General features: G+C 58.0%; 18 protein-coding genes and 1 tRNA gene. 8 read left to right on the plus strand and 11 right to left on the minus strand.

The annotated features are described in order from the left end of the window. Window positions 1-117: 117 nt before the first annotated feature. The 8 genes from E5334_RS04855 to E5334_RS04895 all read left to right on the plus strand — a co-directional run bounded on the left by E5334_RS04855 (window position 118) and on the right by E5334_RS04895 (window position 6,209). Window positions 118-1,494, plus strand: coding sequence for a Y-family DNA polymerase (locus E5334_RS04855; RefSeq protein ID WP_136012462.1), 1,377 nt, complete (start codon window positions 118-120; stop codon window positions 1,492-1,494). Beyond that, window positions 1,487-1,804 (plus strand): hypothetical protein, encoded by a 318-nt coding sequence (locus tag E5334_RS04860; protein WP_136012463.1) that lies wholly within the window; start codon window positions 1,487-1,489, stop codon window positions 1,802-1,804. The genes E5334_RS04855 and E5334_RS04860 overlap by 8 nt, the downstream gene beginning before the upstream one ends. A 32-nt stretch (window positions 1,805-1,836) precedes the next feature. Beyond that, complete coding sequence (deoC, locus tag E5334_RS04865) at window positions 1,837-2,544, plus strand: deoxyribose-phosphate aldolase (protein WP_136012464.1); 708 nt, start codon at window positions 1,837-1,839, stop codon at window positions 2,542-2,544. A gap of 155 nt (window positions 2,545-2,699) precedes the next feature. Next, window positions 2,700-2,776, plus strand: a tRNA-Met gene (locus E5334_RS04870). A gap of 304 nt (window positions 2,777-3,080) precedes the next feature. Next, on the plus strand, window positions 3,081-3,767 hold the full coding sequence (locus E5334_RS04875) for a pentapeptide repeat-containing protein (protein WP_136012465.1): 687 nt from the start codon (window positions 3,081-3,083) through the stop codon (window positions 3,765-3,767). 142 nt (window positions 3,768-3,909) lie between these two features. Beyond that, entirely contained in the window at window positions 3,910-4,413 is a 504-nt protein-coding gene (locus E5334_RS04880) for a GNAT family N-acetyltransferase (RefSeq protein WP_136012466.1), read from the plus strand. A gap of 245 nt (window positions 4,414-4,658) precedes the next feature. After that, entirely contained in the window at window positions 4,659-5,546 is an 888-nt protein-coding gene (locus E5334_RS04890; protein WP_136012468.1) for a DUF362 domain-containing protein, read from the plus strand. Window positions 5,547-5,627: 81 nt separating this feature from the next. Further along, window positions 5,628-6,209: an ECF transporter S component gene (locus tag E5334_RS04895; RefSeq protein ID WP_275438929.1), complete on the plus strand. Its 582-nt coding sequence runs from the start codon at window positions 5,628-5,630 to the stop codon at window positions 6,207-6,209. An 826-nt stretch (window positions 6,210-7,035) separates the two neighbouring features. On the opposite strand, the gene carB is transcribed toward E5334_RS04895, so the two are convergent. The 11 genes from carB to E5334_RS04950 form a co-directional block, all read right to left on the minus strand. After that, window positions 7,036-10,266, minus strand: a complete 3,231-nt coding sequence (gene carB, locus E5334_RS04900; RefSeq protein WP_136012470.1) for a carbamoyl-phosphate synthase large subunit — start codon at window positions 10,264-10,266, stop codon at window positions 7,036-7,038. Continuing rightward, entirely contained in the window at window positions 10,259-11,542 is a 1,284-nt protein-coding gene (gene carA, locus E5334_RS04905; protein WP_136012471.1) for a glutamine-hydrolyzing carbamoyl-phosphate synthase small subunit, read from the minus strand. Before carA ends, carB begins: the two co-directional genes overlap by 8 nt. 678 nt (window positions 11,543-12,220) lie before the next feature. Beyond that, window positions 12,221-13,231: an agmatinase gene (locus E5334_RS04910; RefSeq protein ID WP_136012472.1), complete on the minus strand. Its 1,011-nt coding sequence runs from the start codon at window positions 13,229-13,231 to the stop codon at window positions 12,221-12,223. Window positions 13,232-13,378: 147 nt separating this feature from the next. After that, the gene (locus E5334_RS04915) at window positions 13,379-13,879 is read right to left on the minus strand and encodes a pyridoxamine 5'-phosphate oxidase family protein (RefSeq protein ID WP_136012473.1); all 501 of its coding nucleotides are present in this window, start codon (window positions 13,877-13,879) and stop codon (window positions 13,379-13,381) included. Between the two features lie 65 nt (window positions 13,880-13,944). Next, on the minus strand, window positions 13,945-14,445 hold the full coding sequence (locus E5334_RS04920) for a pyridoxamine 5'-phosphate oxidase family protein (RefSeq protein ID WP_136012474.1): 501 nt from the start codon (window positions 14,443-14,445) through the stop codon (window positions 13,945-13,947). 43 nt (window positions 14,446-14,488) lie between these two features. After that, complete coding sequence (locus E5334_RS04925; protein ID WP_167604298.1) at window positions 14,489-15,886, minus strand: sensor histidine kinase; 1,398 nt, start codon at window positions 15,884-15,886, stop codon at window positions 14,489-14,491. A gap of 16 nt (window positions 15,887-15,902) precedes the next feature. After that, the gene (locus E5334_RS04930) at window positions 15,903-16,604 is read right to left on the minus strand and encodes a response regulator transcription factor (RefSeq protein ID WP_275438930.1); all 702 of its coding nucleotides are present in this window, start codon (window positions 16,602-16,604) and stop codon (window positions 15,903-15,905) included. A 26-nt stretch (window positions 16,605-16,630) separates the two neighbouring features. Beyond that, the gene (pstB, locus tag E5334_RS04935) at window positions 16,631-17,473 is read right to left on the minus strand and encodes a phosphate ABC transporter ATP-binding protein PstB (protein ID WP_136012476.1); all 843 of its coding nucleotides are present in this window, start codon (window positions 17,471-17,473) and stop codon (window positions 16,631-16,633) included. Window positions 17,474-17,534: 61 nt separating this feature from the next. Then, window positions 17,535-18,371 (minus strand): phosphate ABC transporter permease PstA, encoded by an 837-nt coding sequence (gene pstA, locus E5334_RS04940; protein ID WP_136012477.1) that lies wholly within the window; start codon window positions 18,369-18,371, stop codon window positions 17,535-17,537. Then, window positions 18,368-19,330 (minus strand): phosphate ABC transporter permease subunit PstC, encoded by a 963-nt coding sequence (pstC, locus tag E5334_RS04945; protein WP_136012478.1) that lies wholly within the window; start codon window positions 19,328-19,330, stop codon window positions 18,368-18,370. Before pstC ends, pstA begins: the two co-directional genes overlap by 4 nt. Window positions 19,331-19,333: 3 nt before the next feature. Then, a complete protein-coding gene (locus tag E5334_RS04950; protein ID WP_136012479.1) occupies window positions 19,334-20,245 on the minus strand; it encodes a substrate-binding domain-containing protein in 912 nt (303 codons plus the stop codon). Window positions 20,246-20,598 lie beyond the last annotated feature (353 nt).

Below are 20,598 nucleotides of genomic sequence, written 5' to 3' on the forward strand. Positions count from 1 at the left end.
ATATACCTCACGCTCGCTTGACCTTCTCTAAAATACCCTTTCTAAAAAAGTGGTGGCTAATTTTCCGTGGGTCTCTATAATAGGAACAAATGTTCGCGTAGGGGTGTAGGAGGATCTATGGGGGTGCAGCCACAACGTATTGCTGTAAAGCCTGTGCCCAGGGGCCTGAAGGGCGGCCATGCAAGTCCGCGCACCTTTATCTGCATCGACCTCAAGAGCTTCTACGCCTCGGCGGAATGCGCGGCTCGCGGCTACGACCCCTTCACCACCAACTTGGTGGTGGCGGATCCAGAACGCTCTCGCAATACCATTTGCCTGGCCATCACCCCTGCCATGAAGGCTGCCGGGGTCAAAAACCGTTGCCGGATAGGGCAGATCCCCTCCGCCATGAACTACATCGTGGCCAAACCCCGCATGGCCTACTACATGGGGGTGTCGGCGCGCATCGTGGCCATCTATCGCCGTTACATCGACCCAGCAGACATCCACGTCTATTCGGTGGATGAGGTCTTTATAGATGCCACTACCTATTTGGACTACTACGCAGAGACTCCCCGCCAGCTTGCCCGCGACCTCATTGACACTGTCTATCGCGAAACTGGCATCACTGCTACTGCCGGCATAGGCCCCAACGCCTTTGTGGCCAAGGCAGCCCTAGATGTGTTGGCCAAGCATGAGTCGGACGGCATCGCAGAGCTTGACGAACATGGCTTTCGCCAGCGCCTTTGGTTTCATAGGCCCATCACAGACATTTGGATGATCTCTGGGGGCACTGCCCGGCGCCTTGCTAAGCGCGGGGTCTATGACTTGGCGGGCGTTTGTGCTCTTGATCCTCAGGTGGTGCGCCGGGAGTTTGGCAAGGTGGGGGAGTATCTCATCGATCACGCCTGGGGCCTTGAGAATGCCACGCTTCAAGGCATGCGCTCCATCCGCCCTAAGAGCCGCTCGCTTTCCTGCGGACAGGTCCTTATGCGCGATTACAGCTTTAGCGAGGCAGCTACGGTAGTGTCAGAGATGGCTGATGAAGTCCTGCTGGACTTGGCGAGCCAAAACCTGGCCGCTCGGGAGATCTCACTTTTCGTGGGCTATAGCGCCAACGTAGCCACTATGCCACCGCACATCCGTGCGCTTGTTCCACCCGGAGTCACTCGCTACGATCTGGGCCATACCGGCTCCTCCAAGCGTCTGTCCACGCCGTGCGATCTTCCTGCTGCCCTCAAGGCGCGCGTCATGGATTGCTTCGAAAAGACCACCTTTCGCGATGTGCCCATACGCCGCATCATGATTTGCTTGGGACGCCTTACTTCCACGTCCAACCTGCAAACCGCTATTTTCGACGATGTGGCAGCTCAGGAGCGCCAGCGCAGCCTTGCAAAAACCTGGGGCGCTGTGCGTCGGCGCTACGGCAAAGACGCGCTCCTCCATGCCTCAAGCCTGCTGCCCGAGGGCACCGCTCGCATGCGAGCCCACCAAGTAGGCGGTCATCATGAGTAGAGATGCGCTTTTTTCTACACCTGCCGAGAAGGCCTTCCATCAGCAACAGGCATCCCTTTTGTTACCGGAAGAAATCCAGGCTCTTCTAGATGCGGCCCCCTCAGAGCAGGAACGCTGCCATCGCCGCCAAATCCTGGAAGACATTCTGGCTCGTCAATTGCGCGATGGGCTGCGAAGCTGCGCCCCTCTGCCAGACCGCGCAAAGCAGTTTGCCCCGTTTGACGCGCTCACCGGCTATGAGGAGCTCGTCCAGTCGGTGTGCGAAGAAGATGCCCGTTTTGGCTTTTGGACTCCGGATACAATGGGCTAAGTTGGCCAATCCACCTGCTTAGGGAGCTGCCCATGAAACCTCCTGTGCCCGCCAAAGATATGACGCAAGCTCAGCTGGCCCGTTATATCGACTCCGCCATTTTGAAGCCCGAGTTCACAGAGGAAGACATCAAAAAGTATGCCCAACAGGGCATTGATTTAGGGGTGGACACCATTTGTGTGAACCCCTGCTATCTCGAGCTGCTGGCTTCCATGGTGGAGGGTACTCAAACGGGCATAGACGCTACCTGTGATTTTCCCTTTGGCCAGAGCTCTACTGCTTCCAAGGTTGCCCAAGCAGTGGAGGTCTTTGAGAGGGTCAAGCCCTCTGACATGGATATGGTGGCAAACTACGGCATGCTCCGCGCGGGCGACAAAGCTTATGTGGTGGATGACATCCAGGCGGTATGTGCGGTAGCCCATGATAACGGAGCCATCCTCAAGGTCATCCTTGAGACAGACGCCCTTACCCCCGAGCAGATCACTCTGGGCGTCCAGTGCGCTATTGAGGCAGGCGCAGACTACGTAAAGTCATCCACGGGCTTTTACACTGGTGGCCCCCAGAAGGGCGCCGCGCCTGAGGTGGTCTCTCTCATGCTCAAAGCTGCCGGTGGCAAGATCAAAGTCAAAGGCTCTGGCTGCATTCGCACGCAAGAGCGCTTCTTCGAGCTCATCGATCTAGGCATGGATCGCGCCGGTGTGGGCTTTGGCTCAGTACCTAAGGTGTTGGGGGCAGAGTAGCGCGCATAGGCTTTCTTTTCCTTGCCGAGAAAGGCTGCCTCCGTGTTTGGTTCAGTTCCATTCATGTGGAGATGGCTTCACAGCGGGAGGTTCTCTTTGACAAAAGGGCGCTGGCAGCGTAGTCTCTTTACTTGCGCAGAAGCGCACCCAAATAGTGCGGGGTGGAGCAGTCTGGTAGCTCGTCGGGCTCATAACCCGAAGGTCGTAGGTTCGAATCCTGCCCCCGCGACCAAAAGTTCAGCTCGGAGCCACAGGTGGCTCCGAGCTTTTTATTTCCTTGAGCAAGCTGGCTTCACATTGGACGCCCGTGATCGATCGCATACGTTATGTGAAATGTCCGGCAGGGTTAGGGATTGGCTGGTGCTAGGTAATTCAAGTATCTTGCTACACAGGTCTACCATGACAGCTTTGGATGCGGTCTTTGAGGCAGCCTTTTTCGGTAAGGAACCCTTCAAGGCGGGTCTTCTCTCGCACTGATCGGTTGAGCTGCTTGGTGATCCATGGCATATTGGGGGATCTGAGCGAGAGGGAGAGCCATGTTTCGACAGCGACTTGCGCAAGAGGCGTTTGAGAAGGGCAAAGCGAAGCGCGATCCCATGGCGCCGCGAGTGAGGGCTGCAGTGCCCTGTCGTCCCTACGATCTTTTTGGGGCTCGTGAAGAGCCGTTGGTAGGAGCGGCTTTAGAAGGAGCGACATTCGAAGAGGAGGATTTCTCTGGGATTGAAGTCGCGAATTCGGCGTTTTCCTGCTGCAGCTTCAGGAAGTGCGACTTTACCGGAGCCTACTTCAAGGACGTGCGGTTCAAAAACTGCGACTTTTCCAACGGGTCGTTTGAGAGGGCTGTGTTCGAGCGGTGTGTCATTGAGACCTCGAAGTGCCTGGGTGCTTCGTTTTCCCGCGGCTTGCTGAGAGAGGTAGTCCTACAGGGGACAGATTGCAGTCTCGCATCCTTTTACCAGGCGCGTTGGCGCAACGTCCTCCTGCGAGAAACCAATCTCTCAGAGGCTACTCTGAGTGAGGGTGATTTCAAGTTAGTATCCATTAATGAATGTAATCTTATCGCAGCAGAGTGCGTGCACGTTAAATTTATTGGCATCGATTTTACAACGTCGCAAATCGAGGGTCTTGTCGTCTCTGCTGGGCTTGATGAGCTGTTTGGCTCCAAGATGGACGCCTACCAGGCAGCGGTGTTCGCCCGTCAGCTTGGCCTCGTCGTGGAGTGAAGGAGGCGGCGGCGAGCAAGGACGTCGCGTTTCATGGGGATGATACGGCGCTCTAGGCAGTCTTGGGTTGGTTGCCATGTATCACGGTTTTGCGACGTGATCGACGGCTGATGGGAGAATCATGAACTAGAAGCTCATTGCTTTGGAGAAAGCCCACAAAGACGCACTCCAAGACATGCTTGATGAGTGGGGGGCCGATATTTTGCAGGCACATGGCGATCCATCACCGCGCGTGCTGTGGAAATGCTCTCTGGAGGGTTTCGACCAATATAAAAAGAATTTAGATGAGGAAGCCGATCCGGTTCGAGGCCGTGCGGAAGCCCATACAAGGTTCTGTATGGATATGGATAGAAACCGCTTGGTAGGAGCTGTCCAGCTGCGGTTTCCCCCACCGAGCATATCTCTCGAAGGATGCAGCCACATTGGCGACGGTGTGCGCCCGACTGATCGCGGAAAAGGTTATGGAACAGCCATGATAGGGCTTGCTCTTGAGGAATACCGGAAGTGCGGCTTTTCTGAAGTCATGATGGTTTGCCGGGCGAACAATGCCGCTTCGGCCAAAACCATCGTACGTAATGGAGGAGTCCTTCTGGGGATGTTTGAGGAGGACGCCAAATTGATGAGGCGTTATAGGATCAAGCTGTAAGGACTGGATTGCAGACACTGCTCAAGAGCAGTTTGCTTATGCGCTGTAGTGAACTTGAATGCGATCATTGCGAATGAACCGCAATGATCCAAGCTATTGCCAGCATCACGGCTGTGTGCAGTGCAATGCCTCAATAATTTGGGGACCAGCGAGTCGTGACCCTCAATATCCCTTATTATGTATTTCAGTAGATATTCAGTTAGTATACAAGGCAATCTAATAAGGCCACCTAAGGAGCGTGCCTCATGGGCAAACCGGTGGTGTACTTCACAAAAACCATCACACCAGAAACTATCTTGGCGCTCTACAAAAAGCTGGAGGCAGATCTGCCTGGCAAGGTGGCAGTAAAGATTCACTCTGGCGAGGAGGGCAACCAAAACTATCTGCGTCCTGAGTACGTAGCGCCTTTGGTAGCCGAGGTGAACGGCACCATCGTCGAGTGCAATACAGCCTATGAAGGTGCGCGCAACACCACAGAGAAGCACGAGAAGCTCATGGCAGAGCACGGCTGGTCGGAACACTTTGCCGTGGACATCATGGATGCTGAGGGCAACGATCTGGTGCTTCCCATCGAGAACGGCCGCATCCTCAAGAAGAACTATGTGGGCGAGCACATGGCCAATTATGCCTCCATGCTGGTGTTCTCCCACTTCAAGGGCCATCCCATGGGTGGCTATGGCGGAGCGCTCAAGCAGCTTTCCATCGGCTGCGCCTCCACTGCCGGCAAGGTGAACATCCACTCGGCAGGGGAGAGTCTCGATCAATACACGTTCTGGGACCATGTGGCAGACCAAGACGATTTTCTCGAGGGCATGGCAGAAGCCGCCGAGACCGTGGTGAATCATTTTGGAAACCACCTTGCCTACGTAAACGTCGCCTGCAATCTCTCGGTGGACTGCGACTGCTGCGCCAAGGCCGAGGATCCCTGCATGAGCGACATCGGCGTCTTTGCTTCGCTGGATCCCGTGGCTATCGACCAGGCGTGCATCGATGCGGTGAAGAACTCCGCCGATCCTGGCCGCGACCATCTTTTGGAGCGCATCGACTCCCGCCATGGCACCAAGACCATCGACGACGCGGCGCGCCTTGGCTACGGCTCCAAAGACTACGAGCTGGTCGAGGTGGAGTTTTAAAGCCCACCATTCCAAAAATCCCTTACCGACAAACACTCACCCCACGTAACGGGGAGCGGCTAACGCATGAGAGGTGAAGCTATGAGCGCTTTAGTTTCTGTACTAGAACGTCCACTGCCAAAGATCCGTGTACAGGCGGCAGCTGGAGCGCTGGCAGTGGCCAGCGCCGTGGTGCTTCCTCAGATCGTTCACTGGGCCGGGGCGATGATGGGCGTAGGTACTGGCTTGGGCGAGATGCTTCTGCCCATGCATCTGCCTATTTTGGTGGTGGGACTATTGGTGGGTCCCTGGGCAGGCTGCGCAGCCGGCCTGTTAAGCCCTCTGGTTTCCTTTGCGCTCTCGGGCATGCCTGGAATCCCCATGCTTCCCCTTATGGTGCTTGAGTTGGGCGCCTATGGCCTCGTAGCTGGTCTTGTGCGCAGCGCTAAGTGTCCTGTGCTTCTCAAGGTGATTGCTGCTCAAATCGTTGGCCGTCTAGTTCGAGGCTTTGCTTTTTGTGCCGTGAGTGCCATGCTCCCGGGTGTAGCACTGGCTATCCTCTGGAACACCACGTTGGCAGGGCTTCCTGGCCTGGTGTGCCAATGGGCACTCATTCCTCTAATCATTATGATGCTTGACCGCAAAGCGATCCGGCAAGGTGAAGAAGGCCTATTGGACGCCTAACCATTGAATGTAGAGCACTTTCTGGGATAAAGAAGGGCGCGGCTGTTGTGCAGTCGGGCCCTTCTTTATCCTTCGTCGACGTTGAGTCGGGGACCCGGACGATTTCCTGGACAGCTAGCTGTCTAAAAGGAGGTTGTCTTGTACAGCGAGCAAGTCAGAAAGTGTGCTGTCAAATGCAGTGTTGCCCCAGATAAAGACTGCAGAATCGAGCCGTTACATCCTAGAGGCAGGAGGGCTCGATGAAAAAGGTGATCTATGGGACCTGCGGGGCCAAGATGTAGAAAGGCGACAATGCTCGTGCCTACTAAGTACATTTCCTTCGGCACGCGCCTACTAAGTACAATTGAATATGAAACCAACTCTGTGAGCTTGGGTGATGTGATACTTAAATATAAAGTGACGCAGATTTTGGGCAAAATTGGCCTACTAAGTACTTAGTAGGCGCGAATGCATGGAATGGTACTTAGTAGACATGAAATGCCGCTCAGTCCAAACCCCATCTGCCTTGCGTCCCCATCTCGCAGGTGGATCTGCTTTTGACCTTCCAGAATTTACCTGGGGGCTTTGCGGTTTGAAAGCAGCTCTACTTTCAAACCGCCCCCTTCTGAGCCCAAAGAGTGCTTATAAATAATGTAGGTAGATTTTGCCAACAGATTAGGGGGTGTTGACGCAGGTCTGACGCAGGTTTGACACAGGTCAACACCCCTTATCACAGCACACGTTTTGTCCTATAAGCCTCATTTGAAGAGAGTATCTTCCTATCAGCACCTTCCCTCAAACCCTGCAACAGTCCCAATCCCTGGTAGTAGGTGTTTCTCGGCAATCCCTAGGCCAGCTCTGCCAAAAGATCCTGTAGGCAGTAGGAGTCGAAAGTGTGGTTGCGGGCCAACATGAGGGATTGGACGAGGGCGCTGGCTCCGCTCATGGTGCTTACCAGGTCGATGCCGCGCATGACGGCCTCGGAGCGAAGGAGGACGCCGTCGCCGCGTGACTCGTTGCCCTTGGGGGTATTGATGAGGAATGCCACCTCTTCTTGGGAGATGAGGTCCAAGATGTTGGGGTGGCCCTGGGCGACGCGCTTAACGGTGTCGCAGGCGACGCCTGCGGCCCGCAGGGTCTTGGCGGTGCCGGCGGTGGCCACCAGGTGGTAACCCATTTGCTGCAAGATGAGGGCCACCGGGGCGATGGAGCGCTTATCCTGGTCGCGCACAGACACCATGACGGTGCCGGAGCTAGGCAACTGGTAATCGATGGCCTGTCGGGTTTTGGCGTAGGCCTCCGGGAAGGTGGCGCCCACGCCCATGACCTCGCCGGTGGAGCGCATCTCGGGGCCCAGGACCACGTTGGTGCCCGGGAAGCGGCTCCAGGGCATGACGGATTCCTTCACGGCAAAGTGGCTGTGGGGCCTGTCCTCGGGCGGCAGATGGAGCGAAGAGAGCTTCTCGCCGGCCATAAGGCGGGTGGCCATGGCGGCTAGAGGCACGCCGGTGGCTTTGGAGGAGAAGGGCACGGTGCGGCTGGCGCGGGGATTGAGCTCGATGACAAATACCTGCTCGTCCTTGACGGCGAACTGCACGTTCAAAAGGCCGCAGATGCCCACTGCGCGCGCCAGGCGGCGGGTGATGTCACGGATCGTGGCCACGATGGTCTCCGAGAGCGAGAATGGCGGAAAGCAGCAGGTGGAGTCTCCAGAGTGGATGCCGCACTCCTCCAGATGCTCCAAAACCGATCCCACGTAGACGTCCTGGCCGTCGCAGAGGGCGTCTACGTCCAGCTCGATGGCATCTTCCAGGAAGGCATCCAAGTAAAGAGGCTTGTCAGGCGACACCTTGGCCGCTTGGCGCACATAGCGTTCAAGCTCGGATGCGTTGTAGACGATGGCCATGCCGCGACCACCTAGCACGTAGCTGGGGCGCACCAGCAGCGGGTAGCCAATGGTGCGGGCCACGGCGGTGGCTTCTTCTAACGTTGTCGCTACGGCCGAAGGGGGATAGGCAATTTCCAACCTATCCAACAGGGCGGCAAAGCGATCGCGGTCCTCCGCCAGGTCGATGGCCTCAGGCTGCGTCCCCCAAATGGGGACCCCCGCGGCTTTGAGCCTTCCAGCCAAGTTGATGGGCGTTTGTCCTCCAAGCGTCACGATAACCCCGGCGGGTTTCTCGGCATCCACGATGTTCATGACGTCTTCGAAGGTGAGGGGCTCGAAGTAGAGCCTGTCAGAAGTGGAATAGTCGGTGGAGACGGTCTCTGGGTTGCAGTTGACCATGACGGTCTCATAGCCCAGCTCGCGCAAGGTGTAAGCGGCGTGGACACAGCAGTAGTCAAACTCGATGCCCTGGCCAATGCGGTTGGGCCCTGCCGATAAGATCATCACCTTGGGCTTGGTGCAGGCGCTGGTCTCGGAGGGTGTGGGGTTGCCGCGATAGGTGAGATAGTGATACTGCGTGGTGGCGCCAAACTCGCCGGCGCAGGTATCCACCGTCTGAATCTTTGGGGCGACGCCCATGATGAGGCGCAAGGCGCGGACCACCTCTTCGCTTTGGCCGCAGAGCCTGCCGATGGCGGCGTCGGAAAAGCCCAGCTGTTTCGCAGCTCGCATGAGCTGGGGGGACAAGCCAGAAAGGCCCAGTGAGGCGATGGTTTTCTCGGCAGAGACGATGTCGGCGATGCGGCCGATAAACCAAGGATCGATGCCGGTGAGTCGAGCGACCTCCAGAGTGCCCGTGCCCTGACGCAGCGCCTGGGCCAGGTAGAAAATGCGTTCTGGAGTGGGGGTGGCTACGCGGGAGAGGAACTCCTCAGGCGTGAGGTCTTCGATATCGCTCGGCGCGTCCAGCCCAAGGTATCCCTGCTCCAGCGAGCGCACGGCCTTTTGAAGCGCTTCTTCAAAGGTGGAGCCTATGGCCATTACCTCGCCCACGGCTTTCATGCGAGTGGTGAGGACATCTGAGGCGCCTTGGAATTTCTCAAAAGCGAAGCGGGGGATTTTGACCACGCAGTAGTCCAGCGCGGGCTCGAAGCAGGCGGGGGTAGCGCCGGTGATGTCGTTGATTATCTCGTCCAAGGTATAGCCCACAGCCAAAAGCGCGGCGCATTTGGCGATGGGGAACCCGGTGGCCTTGGAGGCCAGGGCAGAGGAGCGGCTTACGCGAGGGTTCATCTCGATGACCAGGATGCGGCCGTCGGTGGGGTTTAGGGCAAACTGCACGTTGGAGCCGCCGCAGGCCACGCCAATGCGCTCGAGGACGGCCAGCGAGTAGTTGCGAAGCTTTTGAATCTCCACATCGGTGAGGGTTTGGCAGGGAGCTACCGTGATGGAGTCTCCGGTGTGCACGCCCATGGGGTCCAGATTCTCGATGGAGCACACCACGATGCCGTTGCCTGCGCTGTCGCGCACCACCTCCATCTCGATCTCTTTCCAGCCAATGACCGACTGCTCTACCAGCACCTCGGTCTCGGGACTGAGCGACAGGCCCTCAGCTGCGATGGCCAGCAGCTCCTCATGGGTGTAGGCGATGCCGCCGCCGGCGCCGCCCAGCGTGAAGGCCGGGCGGATGACCACGGGATAGCCCAGCTCCTGGGCAATGGCTTCGCATTCCTCCAGCGAGTGGGCGACTCCTGAAGCCGCCACTTCCAGGCCGATGTCTGCCATGGCGCGGGCAAAGAGCTCGCGGTCTTCTCCGAGCTCGATGGATTCGATAGAGCAGCCGATCACCTCCACCCCATAACGCTCTAGCACGCCGGCTTTTGCCAGCTCCATAGCGCAGTTGAGTGCGGTTTGGCCGCCCATGTTGGCCAACAGTGCGTCGGGGCGCTCCTTTTGGATGATGGAGGCCACGCTGTCGCAGGTGATGGGCTCGATGTAGGTGCGGGTTGCAGTGGTGGGATCTGTCATGATGGTGGCGGGATTGGAGTTCACCAATACCACCTCGTAACCCTCGTTGACCAGGGCTTTTACCGCTTGGGTACCCGAGTAGTCGAACTCGCATGCCTGGCCGATGACGATGGGGCCGGAGCCAATGACCAAAATCTTATGAATGTCGGTGCGCTTAGGCATAGAGCATCCCTGCCTTCTCTTGATGAGCATCCAGGTAGCGAGGATCGTGGTCCATCAAGGCTCTAAAAGCTTTGAAGGCGTAAGCGGCGTCATGAGGGCCCGGTGCGGCCTCGGGGTGATACTGCATGGAAAACGCTGGGATGTCCAAAAACTGAATGCCCTCGCAGGTGCCGTCGTTAAGATTCACATGGGTGAGCCGCACGCGGCCGAATCGCGGGTTGAGCGCCACTGGCGCCACGTGGCATCGCGCCCAGAAGCGCAAATCCTCCTGATGCTCTTGGATGCCCCCAGAAAGCTCCGGGATAAGGGGCCCAAAGCTGGAAAACACCGGGCCGTAGTTGTGGTTTTGAGAGGTGACCTCGCACCGGCCTGTAAGCAGGTTCATCACCGGCTCGTTGCCACCGTGATGGCCATAGAGCAGCTTCTCTATGGAGGCGCCGGCAGCCAGCGACATCACCTGATTGCCCAGGCAGATGCCAAAGGCAGGAACGCGTCCCATGAGCTCTGCGGCTGCCTCTACCACTTGGGGCACGCTTTGGGGATCTCCCGGGCCGTTCGAGAAGAACACGCCGTCAGGCTCTAAGGCGAGCGCCTGAGATGCAGGGGTGTCCCAAGGCACTACGGTAAGCGCGCACCCCGCACCAATGAGCCTTGTCAGGATGGTGCGTTTTTCTCCGCAATCGTAGGCCACTACGCGCTTGAGGTCATGGGGAGCGGTCTTGGGCCATGGGAGCGGGGAAGCCTCGACTTCATAGGGCGCCGAGCAGGACACCTCGCCCACCAGGTTCTTCTCGCCAATAGGGGCGCTTTGGCGCACTAGATCCAAGAGCTCGGCAGCATCAAGTATTTGAGTGGAAACGGCGCCTCGCTGAGCGCCGGTCTCGCGAAGGGCGAGCGTAAGCGCGCGGGTGTCGATGCCTTCGATGGCCACGATACCCTCTTGCATAAGGTAGTCCGGCAGCGTCATAGCCGAGAGCCAGTGGCTGGGCTGGCGCACCAGATCGTTCACGATAATGCCTGCAAGAGCGGGATGCGCCGCCTGCCCGTCCAGCGCATTGATGCCGTAGTTGCCAATCTGCGGGTAGGTGAAGCACACCAGCTGGCCTGCATAGGAAGGATCAGTGATGATCTCCTGATAGCCGATCATCGAAGTGTTGAAGACCACTTCGCCAAAGCCGGTGCCTGGTGCTCCTGCGCTGAAACCCTCAAACACCTGCCCGTTTTCCAGCACCAACAGCGCTGGTTCCATGGGCTCTGAGCATGCCAAAGGATTCACAAGAATCATCTCCTTATCTTTGGAGCTGTCCCGCAGCCCCTTAAAAGACGGTTGTGTGGAGAGATTCTAAGCCCCTTAATTGATGGCACTTTAGCCAGATTGGATCTTGATACTTAGCCGTAAAAATATGCATGTATATAGAAAATTACTGAGAAAAACAGCAATTGCTCGAAGTAAGTCCAATGGAATATACACAGGTTGATGAGGAAGGATTGAGTGGTATATCTAAGATGAGATCGTTGCTGCTGACGGTACAGGCGAGTCCTATCAAAGTGGGCGTGGACTGCTTGATGCAGCAAGGTCATAGATAATGGCATGATTGAATGGGCAGTTCTCCCCAACATTTCGGCGGAATTACGCCGTAGACACAGAATGTATTCGCTGACAGGGGGAGGCACTCTTGGGACCCCTCCTGTGGAGGCCATCTGAGCCGTTAATCCCGATGTTCTAGATGGGCACCTAGGAGAACAACTTGCAAAGCGGCGATGGCTATTAGGCTCCAAATAGAACGCTTCTCAAGCGGTAATGGACTCCTAGGCAGCTAAATAGAACAGAATGGGTTCTATTTAGCTGCCTAGGAGAACAGGAGGCTCACAGAACTGTTCTCCTAAGGTGCCTAGGAGAACAGCTGCTCCCTCTGGATGTTCTTTTAGAGTGTCCAGAAGAACGGGGGCGTACCTATAGTTTAGTCAAGTGATTTGAACCGTTTTCCTTCTCAAAAGTGGCAAAGCAAATGGCATCCAGCATGAGCTGGGCGGCATAGAGCGAGGTCTGGTTCGCCCAGTCGTAGGGTGGTGCTACTTCGCACACATCGAAGCCTGCCAGAGGCCCTTTTTCGCACACGGCCCGGATAATCTCCCGTACTTCCTCATAGAGCAGGCCGCCTGGCTGCGGCGATCCCGTCCCTGGGCAAAGGGAAGGGTCCAACCCGTCGATATCCACCGTGACATAGTAGCGGGGAGCATCGGGAATCTTTGCGCATACGGCTTCGACGCCCTGAGACCTTACCTCAGGAGCGGGCACAAGGATGCTCCCCCAATCCCTGGCATCTTGGAACGCCTGCGGCCCCGAGCTCCCTAAACCCCTCAGGCCAATCTGAACCATCGAGGCAACCCAGGGCAGCTCCGAGGCTCGACGCATAGGTGAGCTATGGCTTTCTTTAAGCCCTCCATAGCTGTCCGTCCAGTCCAGGTGGGCATCGATCTGCACTACACAAAGATCCTCGCCTGGCCCTAGGGCTCGCAGAATAGGGATGGGCGCTGCATGATCGCCGCCGATCACCATGGGGATGGCGCCCGCTTTCACAACGCGGCCTATGGCTTCCTGCAGGTTTGCAAAGCTCTGTCCGCTTTCGCAGGGGCTCACGTCCACATCGCCGCAGTCCACGATCACTTGCCCCTTGTCCAGGAAAGTGGCGTCAAGCACCGGATCGTAAAGCCCGCATAATCCGTCTGCATAGACCGTCGAGGCCTCGCGCACCGCCCGAGGCCCCATGCGCGCCCCGCTCCGCGCGCTGGTTCCCAGATCGTAGGGGAATCCCAAAATGGCTACATCGGGCTTCAGTTTTGATAGCTCATCCAACGCGGGGCAAATGCGCGCTTTCATAAACGATGCGATGCCTGTGAATGGAAGGTCAAATCGTTTTTCCGGATTTGCCGAGAAACTCTCCCCACAATAACGCTCGTCCATAGCTTCTAGGACCCGCCTTTCCACCCGTTGGGAAGGGGAGTGAAGCCTGCGACGGGTGGCGCAGCGTCACTCGCCCATCGTTGGCCTGACGGAGCGAAGGCTGCGCTCAGTTGCGCGTTCATCATTTTAAGCCAGAGGGCCATCTTTTTAAAGGATATCCTCGTCGCGGTGGCGGCCTTTGCCCCTCACCTCATCGAGCTCAATGGACCACACGGCAGTGACGTCCAGCTGATTGTTGATAATAGATCCCACCTCCTTCTTTAATTTGGGCCAGTACTTTTGGGCCAGTTTGACCAAGGCTTGCTTGAAGAGGATGGGATCTTCCACGCTGTATATGCGGCCGGCTGCCACCACTGAGGCGAAGCGGGTGGCGCCGTAGCCAGGCCTCTGAATGGGCGCATCTTCGCCCACCACCGTCAGGCACACACGATTGTCGCGGGTCACGTTCTCATAAAAATGGCCGTGGGCTGTGCCGGTGTGCACATAGAGTTTTCCGTCCATCATCACATAGGAGATGGGGATCACGTAGGGGGCGCCGTCTGCATCCACTGTGGCAAGGGAGGCAAATCTCCTAGTCTCTAAGATCTCAAGGGTATCTTCGCGGGAAAGTTCACGGTCGCTGCGCTGCATGGGACGCGGTTTTCTCATGGATGGCCTCCGTTTGCAAATTGGCAAGCCGAACTCAAGTGCCTTCGGCCACTACGTGTGCTGTTTCAAGACCGCCTCTTCAATCGTCTCCCGGCTTTGCCGCGCACTTCGTCAAACTCGACTACCCAGATATCGGTGGCGTCCAGTTCGCGCTCGATGGCGCCGCCAATCTCTTTTTTGAACTGCGGGCAATACTTCATGCAGAGTTTCGCGAGCACTTGTTTGACGGTTACTCGATCTTCTACCAGCGAGATGCGGCCGGTGGCGATGGCGGAGGCGAAGCGGGTGGTGAAGAAGGTGTCCTCGTAGATGGGTTCCAGCTCTGAGGCCACAGAGACGCATACGCGGCTGTCATGGGTGAAGTCATCGATCTTGTGGCCGGGGCGCTTGCCGGTGTGAATGTAGAGCTTCTCGTCCATCATCACGTAGGAAACCGGGACGCCGTAGGGGGTGCCGTCGGGGTCTACGGTGGAGATGGTGGCAAACTCGCCCTCTTCCAAAATCTCAAAGGCCTCTTGGCGGGAGAGTTCGCGATGTTTCATTTGCATGGGGTAGGGCTGAGTCATGGCTGCCTCCTGGCGGGCGTGAAGTCAAAAACGCGATAGACCCCTAGCTTAAAGGAAAATGAACCGTAAAGAGCGAGCCTTCATTGAGGTGGGAGTCCACGGTGATGGTAGCGCCATGGGCGTCGGCGGCATGCTTGGCAATGGCGAGGCCTAGGCCTGTGCCGCCACTTTCTTTGGAATGGCTTTTGTCCACGCGGTAGAAGCGCTCAAAGATCTTGTCCAAGTCTTCAGGGGCGATGCCGCAGCCGTCGTCTTTCACCCGTATATAGGCTTCGGGAGCAGGGGAGCCAGAGGCATCCACAAGATTCTTGCCAACCAGCACCGTAACGTGTCCTCCGTGGCGGCCATAGCGGATGGCATTGGAAATGAGATTGGAGACCAGCTGGTCTAATAGCGAAGCATTGCCAGCAATGGTCACAGGTGACCCTAGCACTCTTAGTTGCACTTCTTTGTCTTCTGCCAAGGGGAGCAAACGACGGGCTGCAGCCGTGGCGAGCTCCAGCAACTCCACTTCTTGGGTTTCCAGATCGAGCTGAACCGGGTCGTCTAGGCGCGACAACACCAGCACATCGTCGATAAGGGCGCTCATGCGACGCGACTCATCGAACATGATGGAGGCGAACTTCTCGGTATCGGAGGAGGGCGCCAGGCCGCTTTTGAGCAGCTCCGCATAGCCGGAGATCACCTGCAGGGGAGTCTTCATCTCATGGGAGACGTTGGCAGAAAACTCGCGGCGCAGGTTCTCGGCGCGGGTGAGCTCCTGGTTTTGGGAGATGAGCTGGCGTTGCTGGGAGTCGATGCGCTCGAGCAGCGGCTCGATCTCTTGATAGGTGGCATGAGCCAGGGGGTACGCCACGTCGATCTGGTTCAAGGGCGCCAAAATGCGTCGGGCCAACAGGCGAGAGAGGCCCAGAGACAAAAGGCCCAGTATCCCTACGGTCATCGCCAAAGGAAAGGCGATGGACTGCACGATGGCAAAGTAGGATGGGCGAATCTCAGATGCTCGGAGCACGCAGGAGTTGGCCATGCGAGCCGCGGCGTAGATGGAGTCTTGATCGAGCGTCTCCGAATGGCGCACCACCGAGCTGGCGCCCGTCGCCTGGGCTTCCACAAACTCCGGGCGATTGGCGTGGCTCTCTGTCACCTCGCCGTGGCTGTCATAGAGCACCTGGCCGCCCTCGCCGATGAGGGTATAGCGTATGTTCTCGCCAAACTGCAGCTTAAGGGCGTCGACGTCTTGCTCTACCGGATCATCTCCCATAGTTTGCACCGCCTGCCAGACCACAGACTGCAGTCGGGTGGCCGCCGCCTGCTCTTGGGAAAAGTGAAAGAATGCCGAGAAGAGAGCAGCAAAGCATCCTATGACTGTCAGCGAGCTGGCAAACAGTGCGACAAAAAGGCTGCGGGATAGCTTATGAGACCCCTTTGGTCTCACTCTCATAGAGGCTTTTGCCAACTTAGGCCTCCAGCGCATAACCTATGCCGCGCACAGTTTTGATGAGCGAGTCGCAACCGGGGGCAACCTGCGCGAGCTTTTGGCGCAGAGTCTGGATGTGGACGTCTACGGTGCGGGTGTTCTCGGTATAGGCCCAACCCCACACATGCTCTAAGAGCTGCGAACGGGAAAGCACGCGGCCGGGATGTTCCATAAGCTCTTGGAGCAGCGAGAACTCTTTAAGGGTGAGCGTCACTTCTGCCCCTTGGGCAAAGGCTTTATGGGAGGCTGCATCCAGCGTCAGAGGGCCGCAGACTAAAAGGTCCGCGCCTTGTGAGGTCGTCGTCCCATGGGCCCGCCTGAGCAGGGCTTTGGTACGGCTGGCCAGCTCCATCATGCCAAAGGGCTTGGCCAAGTAATCGTCGGCGCCTGCGTCAAGACCGGTGACCTTGTCTATCTCGCTGCCCTTGGCAGAAAGCATCATCACAGGTATATGCGCCAATCCGGGATGGGCGCGCATCTCGGCCAACAGGGCTAGGCCGTCTTTTCCTGGCAACATGATGTCCAACAAGACGGCCTCTGGCATCTGGCGCCTGCAGGCTTCAAAGAAGCAGTCGCCGTTGGGAAATCCGCAGGCCTCGACACCAGCTGCCTTGAGGGCATAGATGGCAAGATCGCGTATATTTTGATCATCTTCGACGTAGTAGACCATAGCCTGATACACAGCCTTTCTTGGGATATCCCAAAAGCTTAACCAAAGCGACCAGTCACATAGTCGAGGGTGCGCTTATCGGCAGGCTGTGTAAAGAGCTGCTGAGTGTCGCCTGTCTCTACCATCTCGCCCATGAGAAAGAAGGCCGCCTTGTCGGAGATGCGCAGCGCCTGGAGCATGTTGTGGGTCACCATGATAAGCGTGTAACGGTCTTTGAGCTGGACTACTAGCTCCTCAATTTTAGCGGTTGAGATGGGGTCCAAGGCGCTGGTGGACTCGTCTAAGAGCAAGACCTCGGGTTTTACTGCCAGGGCGCGGGCAATGCAGAGACGCTGCTGCTGGCCGCCCGAGAGTCCGAGGGCGCTTTTGTGCAGGCGATCCTTCACCTCGTCCCAAAGGGCGGCATCGCGCAGCGACTGCTCCACCAGCGCATCCAGCGACTCCCGCTTCTTGACGCCATGGGTGCGCGGGCCAAAGGCGACGTTGTCGTAGATGCTCATGGGGAAAGGGTTGGGCTGCTGAAAGACCATGCCCACGCGTCGGCGCAGGTCGTTCAAAGGCACTTCCTGGTACACATCGCTGCCGTCCAGCTCCACGGCGCCGGTGATGGTGCAGCCCGGTACCAGGTCGTTCATGCGGTTGAGGGTCTTGAGCAGGGTGGACTTCCCACACCCCGAAGGGCCGATAAGCGCCGTCACCTGATGGGCGGGAAACTCAAGGTCGATGGATTTCAGCGCCTGGAACAAGCCGTAGCGAAGGTCCAGGCCGTGCACCTGCATCTTGGCGGCAGCGGTCGGATGGGGCTGGGGCGAGGGAGCGGTCTCAATCCCGGAGGCCGCGGGTTTCTCGGCAACCGCATCAAGGGTGGCAAAAGCATTCATGGATGATCTTTCTGATAGGGGGTTTGAGGGCGGCAAGGGGAGGGCAGACGCCGTCGGTGCGCTAAGAGAGGCGGGCATTGAGCCTGTCGACCACCCAGTTGGCGCCGCCGTTGAGCAAGGCCACCAACCCCAGCAGCACCACAGCGGTGGCGTAGGCTTCGTTGGTGTGAAGGCCTTCGCTGGCGAGCACGTACATGTGAACGGCCAGGGTTCGGGTAGAGTCAAAGAGCGCGGCTGCCCCTTGAGTCGCGAAATGGGGGATTTGAGCGACCGTGCCTGCGGTAAACAAGAGGGCGGCCACTTCGCCTACGCAGCGGCCAAAGGCCAAAAGCAGCCCGCCAAAGATGCCGGGCATGGCGCTGGGCAGCACGCAGCGAACGATGGTGCGCAGCATGCCGGCCCCCAGAGCCAGTCCTCCCTGTTTGTAGCTTTGAGGCACTGCCAAGAGAGCCTCCTCGGTGGTGCGCATGAGCAGCGGAAGCACCATGATGGCCAGCGTGCAGGCACCTGAGACCAGGGAAAGCCCCCAGCCCAAGATGGTGGTGAAGCAGAGAAGCCCAAAGAGCCCGAAGACTATGGACGGCGTACCTTGAAGCGTCTCGGCCGTAAGGCGCACCAAACGCACGAAGCGGCTGCGAGGCTTGGCATATTCCACCAGGTAGATCGCCGAGGCAATGCCCACCGGCGCCGCGATGGCCAGGGCGAGCAGCGCCATGAGCAAGGTGTTTACCAGCGCGGGCATCAGCGACACGTTGGTGGAGTCGTACTCCCAGGCAAAGAGCCGAGGCGTCAGGTGAGGCACTCCATTGATCAGGATGAAGCCCACCAACAAGACCAGTACCCCTGCCGAGAGAAGCGCCCCCAGCCATACGCATCCGCGCAAGAGCTTGGCGCTCATAAGGCTTCACCTCGCCTCTTGATGGCACTGAAGAGCAGGCTCAACGCCATCACGAAGACGAACAGCACCACTCCAGTAGCGATAAGGGCCCCTCTGTGAAGCCCTGCTGCGTACCCCATCTCTAGCACGATGTTGGCAGTGAGGGTGCGCACACCTGCGAGCAGCGACTCGGGAACGATCGGTTGGTTTCCGGCCACCATGACCACGGCCATGGTCTCGCCGATGGCGCGACCTACGCCCAGCACCACCGCTGCCAAGATGCCCGAAGCAGCCGCAGGCACCAGTACGCAAAACACCGCACGCTCATGGGAGGCCCCCAGTGCCACGGCCCCCTCGTAATAGCTCTGCGGCACCGCGTCCAGAGCGTTTTTGGAGATCGTGATGACGGCAGGCAAGATCATGATGCCCAACAACAGGGATGCCGATAAAAGCGACAGTCCGTTGCCCGGGCCTAGGGCACGCACCCAAGGCACGAGGACCATGAGGCCAAAGAAGCCGTAGATAACCGAGGGAATGCCTGCCAAAAGCTCGATGCCAGCCCTGAGTGGGGCTGCGAGCTTTGGGGTTGCGAACCGCGAGAGAAAAATGGCAGTGAGCACTCCTGCCGGCACCCCTATAAGCATGGCGCCGGCAGTGACATAGACGCTGCCCACAATCATGGGGAAGATGCCAAAGAGATCGTTGCCGGGACGCCAGGTGCTTCCCAACAAGAACTGGGGAAGGCCGATCTTGGCAATTGCGGGGATGCCGTTGGCAAAGAGGAACAAGCAGATCAGAGCCACCGCGGCGATGGAGAAGGCGGCAGCCGTCCAAAAGACCGTTTGGGCACAGGCCTCTTTTAGTTGGCTGGCAAAACGCAGGCGCTGAGGCGAGAGGGATTTGCCATGGGGCTGTGGGAAGGCGTTGGGTCGAGGCTCTGCAAGCGTCGCAGAGTGTTGGGAGTCAACAGACAGGGCCATGGGCTACTTCACCGCTTCGGACCAGGTGGTGACAGTGCCATTGAAGATGTCTTTTACCTGAGAAGAGCTAAGCCCATCCGCGAAAAAGCCCGGCGTCACGATGACTGCGATGCCGTCTTGGGCTATGGCCACCACTTCCAAGGAGGAGCTAAGCTCTGAGTCCTTGAGATCGCGAGAAGACATCCCCACATCGCAGGTGCCTTGGGTAGCCATGGTGATGCCGGTGGTGGAATCCGACTGCTGCACCTCCACGGTCACCTGTGGATTGACCGCTTTGTAGGCTTCGGCCAGCTTTTCCATCACGGGCGTCACCGAGGAGGAGCCGGCCACTACCACCTTGCCCTCTATCTGGCGGGCTTCGTAGGAGGGTGCAGAGGATGCGGTAGGTATGTAGTGGTTCTCGGCCACCACGGCCTGGCCTTCAGCGCTCATGATGAAGTTCTTGAAGTCTTGGGCCGCTGCCGAAGCGCCGTGAGGTACGACAATATTAAAGGGTCGGGAGATTTTATAAGAGCCGTTCTGCACGTTTTCTGGCGTAGGCTCGACGTCGTCGATGGTAAGGGCCTTCACAGAATCATTGAGCGACCCTAAAGAGACGTAGCCTATGCCGGCAGGGTCTCCGGCGATGGAGGTCATCATGACCGAGGTGGAGTTGGTGATAGTGGCTGCAGACGTGGTGGTGTCTACCTTGCTGCCGTCGGCACCCTTCTCTTCGAGGCCAAAGAGCTCGACAAAAGCGCTGCGGGTGCCCGAGCCGTCTTCGCGGGAGTATACAGAGATCTGCTGGTCTGTCTGCGCCTGGGCTTGGGCGTTGTCCGTTGGTTGAGATCCGCAGCCAACGAGTGCCAGCGCGCCCATAAGGGCGGCTGAGGTTGCCAGATGCAAAAACGTTCGACGAGTAGGAAGCGGTGCCATAACGATGCGTCCTTTCTAAGGGGGCACGCCTGGTTTGCGGGTTCTCACGTTGACCTACAAAACTTAAGGAAACCCAGGCGGCCGATGACGCCTCTTAGCATGGAGGCGCTCTATCAAGGGATGCTCAGACCTAAGTAAGGCTTCTGCAAAATTGCGATGAGGCTTTCAAAGCAGTGGCGGGACTTCTGTGGACTAAAAAAGCTCTTGCAAAGCGATGCTCATCTGTACATACTGTACTTATCGGGTATACACAGTATGCTCAACGAGGTGCCCAGAGACGTTTGGAATCCTCGGGCTGCGAACAAGGACGCTTGGGCGCAGCGGGCTTCGCCAGGGACGCCGGGCGAAGCAGT

Source organism: Muricaecibacterium torontonense (assembly GCF_004793925.1).
Lineage (GTDB): Bacteria > Actinomycetota > Coriobacteriia > Coriobacteriales > Atopobiaceae > Leptogranulimonas > Leptogranulimonas caecicola.

Excerpts from the sequence above, each read along its gene's own strand:
- E5334_RS04855 (WP_136012462.1), top strand. The coding sequence starts at position 118 with ATGGGGGTGCAGCCACAACGTATTGCTGTAAAGCCTGTGCCCAGGGGC.
- E5334_RS04860 (WP_136012463.1), top strand. The coding sequence starts at position 1,487 with ATGAGTAGAGATGCGCTTTTTTCTACACCTGCCGAGAAGGCCTTCCAT.
- deoC (WP_136012464.1), top strand. The coding sequence starts at position 1,837 with ATGAAACCTCCTGTGCCCGCCAAAGATATGACGCAAGCTCAGCTGGCC.
- E5334_RS04875 (WP_136012465.1), top strand. The coding sequence starts at position 3,081 with ATGTTTCGACAGCGACTTGCGCAAGAGGCGTTTGAGAAGGGCAAAGCG.
- E5334_RS04890 (WP_136012468.1), top strand. The coding sequence starts at position 4,659 with ATGGGCAAACCGGTGGTGTACTTCACAAAAACCATCACACCAGAAACT.
- E5334_RS04895 (WP_275438929.1), top strand. The coding sequence starts at position 5,628 with ATGAGCGCTTTAGTTTCTGTACTAGAACGTCCACTGCCAAAGATCCGT.
- carB (WP_136012470.1), bottom strand. The coding sequence starts at position 10,266 with ATGCCTAAGCGCACCGACATTCATAAGATTTTGGTCATTGGCTCCGGC.
- E5334_RS04910 (WP_136012472.1), bottom strand. The coding sequence starts at position 13,231 with ATGGACGAGCGTTATTGTGGGGAGAGTTTCTCGGCAAATCCGGAAAAA.
- E5334_RS04915 (WP_136012473.1), bottom strand. The coding sequence starts at position 13,879 with ATGAGAAAACCGCGTCCCATGCAGCGCAGCGACCGTGAACTTTCCCGC.
- E5334_RS04920 (WP_136012474.1), bottom strand. The coding sequence starts at position 14,445 with ATGACTCAGCCCTACCCCATGCAAATGAAACATCGCGAACTCTCCCGC.
- E5334_RS04925 (WP_167604298.1), bottom strand. The coding sequence starts at position 15,886 with ATGAGAGTGAGACCAAAGGGGTCTCATAAGCTATCCCGCAGCCTTTTT.
- pstB (WP_136012476.1), bottom strand. The coding sequence starts at position 17,473 with ATGAATGCTTTTGCCACCCTTGATGCGGTTGCCGAGAAACCCGCGGCC.
- pstA (WP_136012477.1), bottom strand. The coding sequence starts at position 18,371 with ATGAGCGCCAAGCTCTTGCGCGGATGCGTATGGCTGGGGGCGCTTCTC.
- pstC (WP_136012478.1), bottom strand. The coding sequence starts at position 19,330 with ATGGCCCTGTCTGTTGACTCCCAACACTCTGCGACGCTTGCAGAGCCT.
- E5334_RS04950 (WP_136012479.1), bottom strand. The coding sequence starts at position 20,245 with ATGGCACCGCTTCCTACTCGTCGAACGTTTTTGCATCTGGCAACCTCA.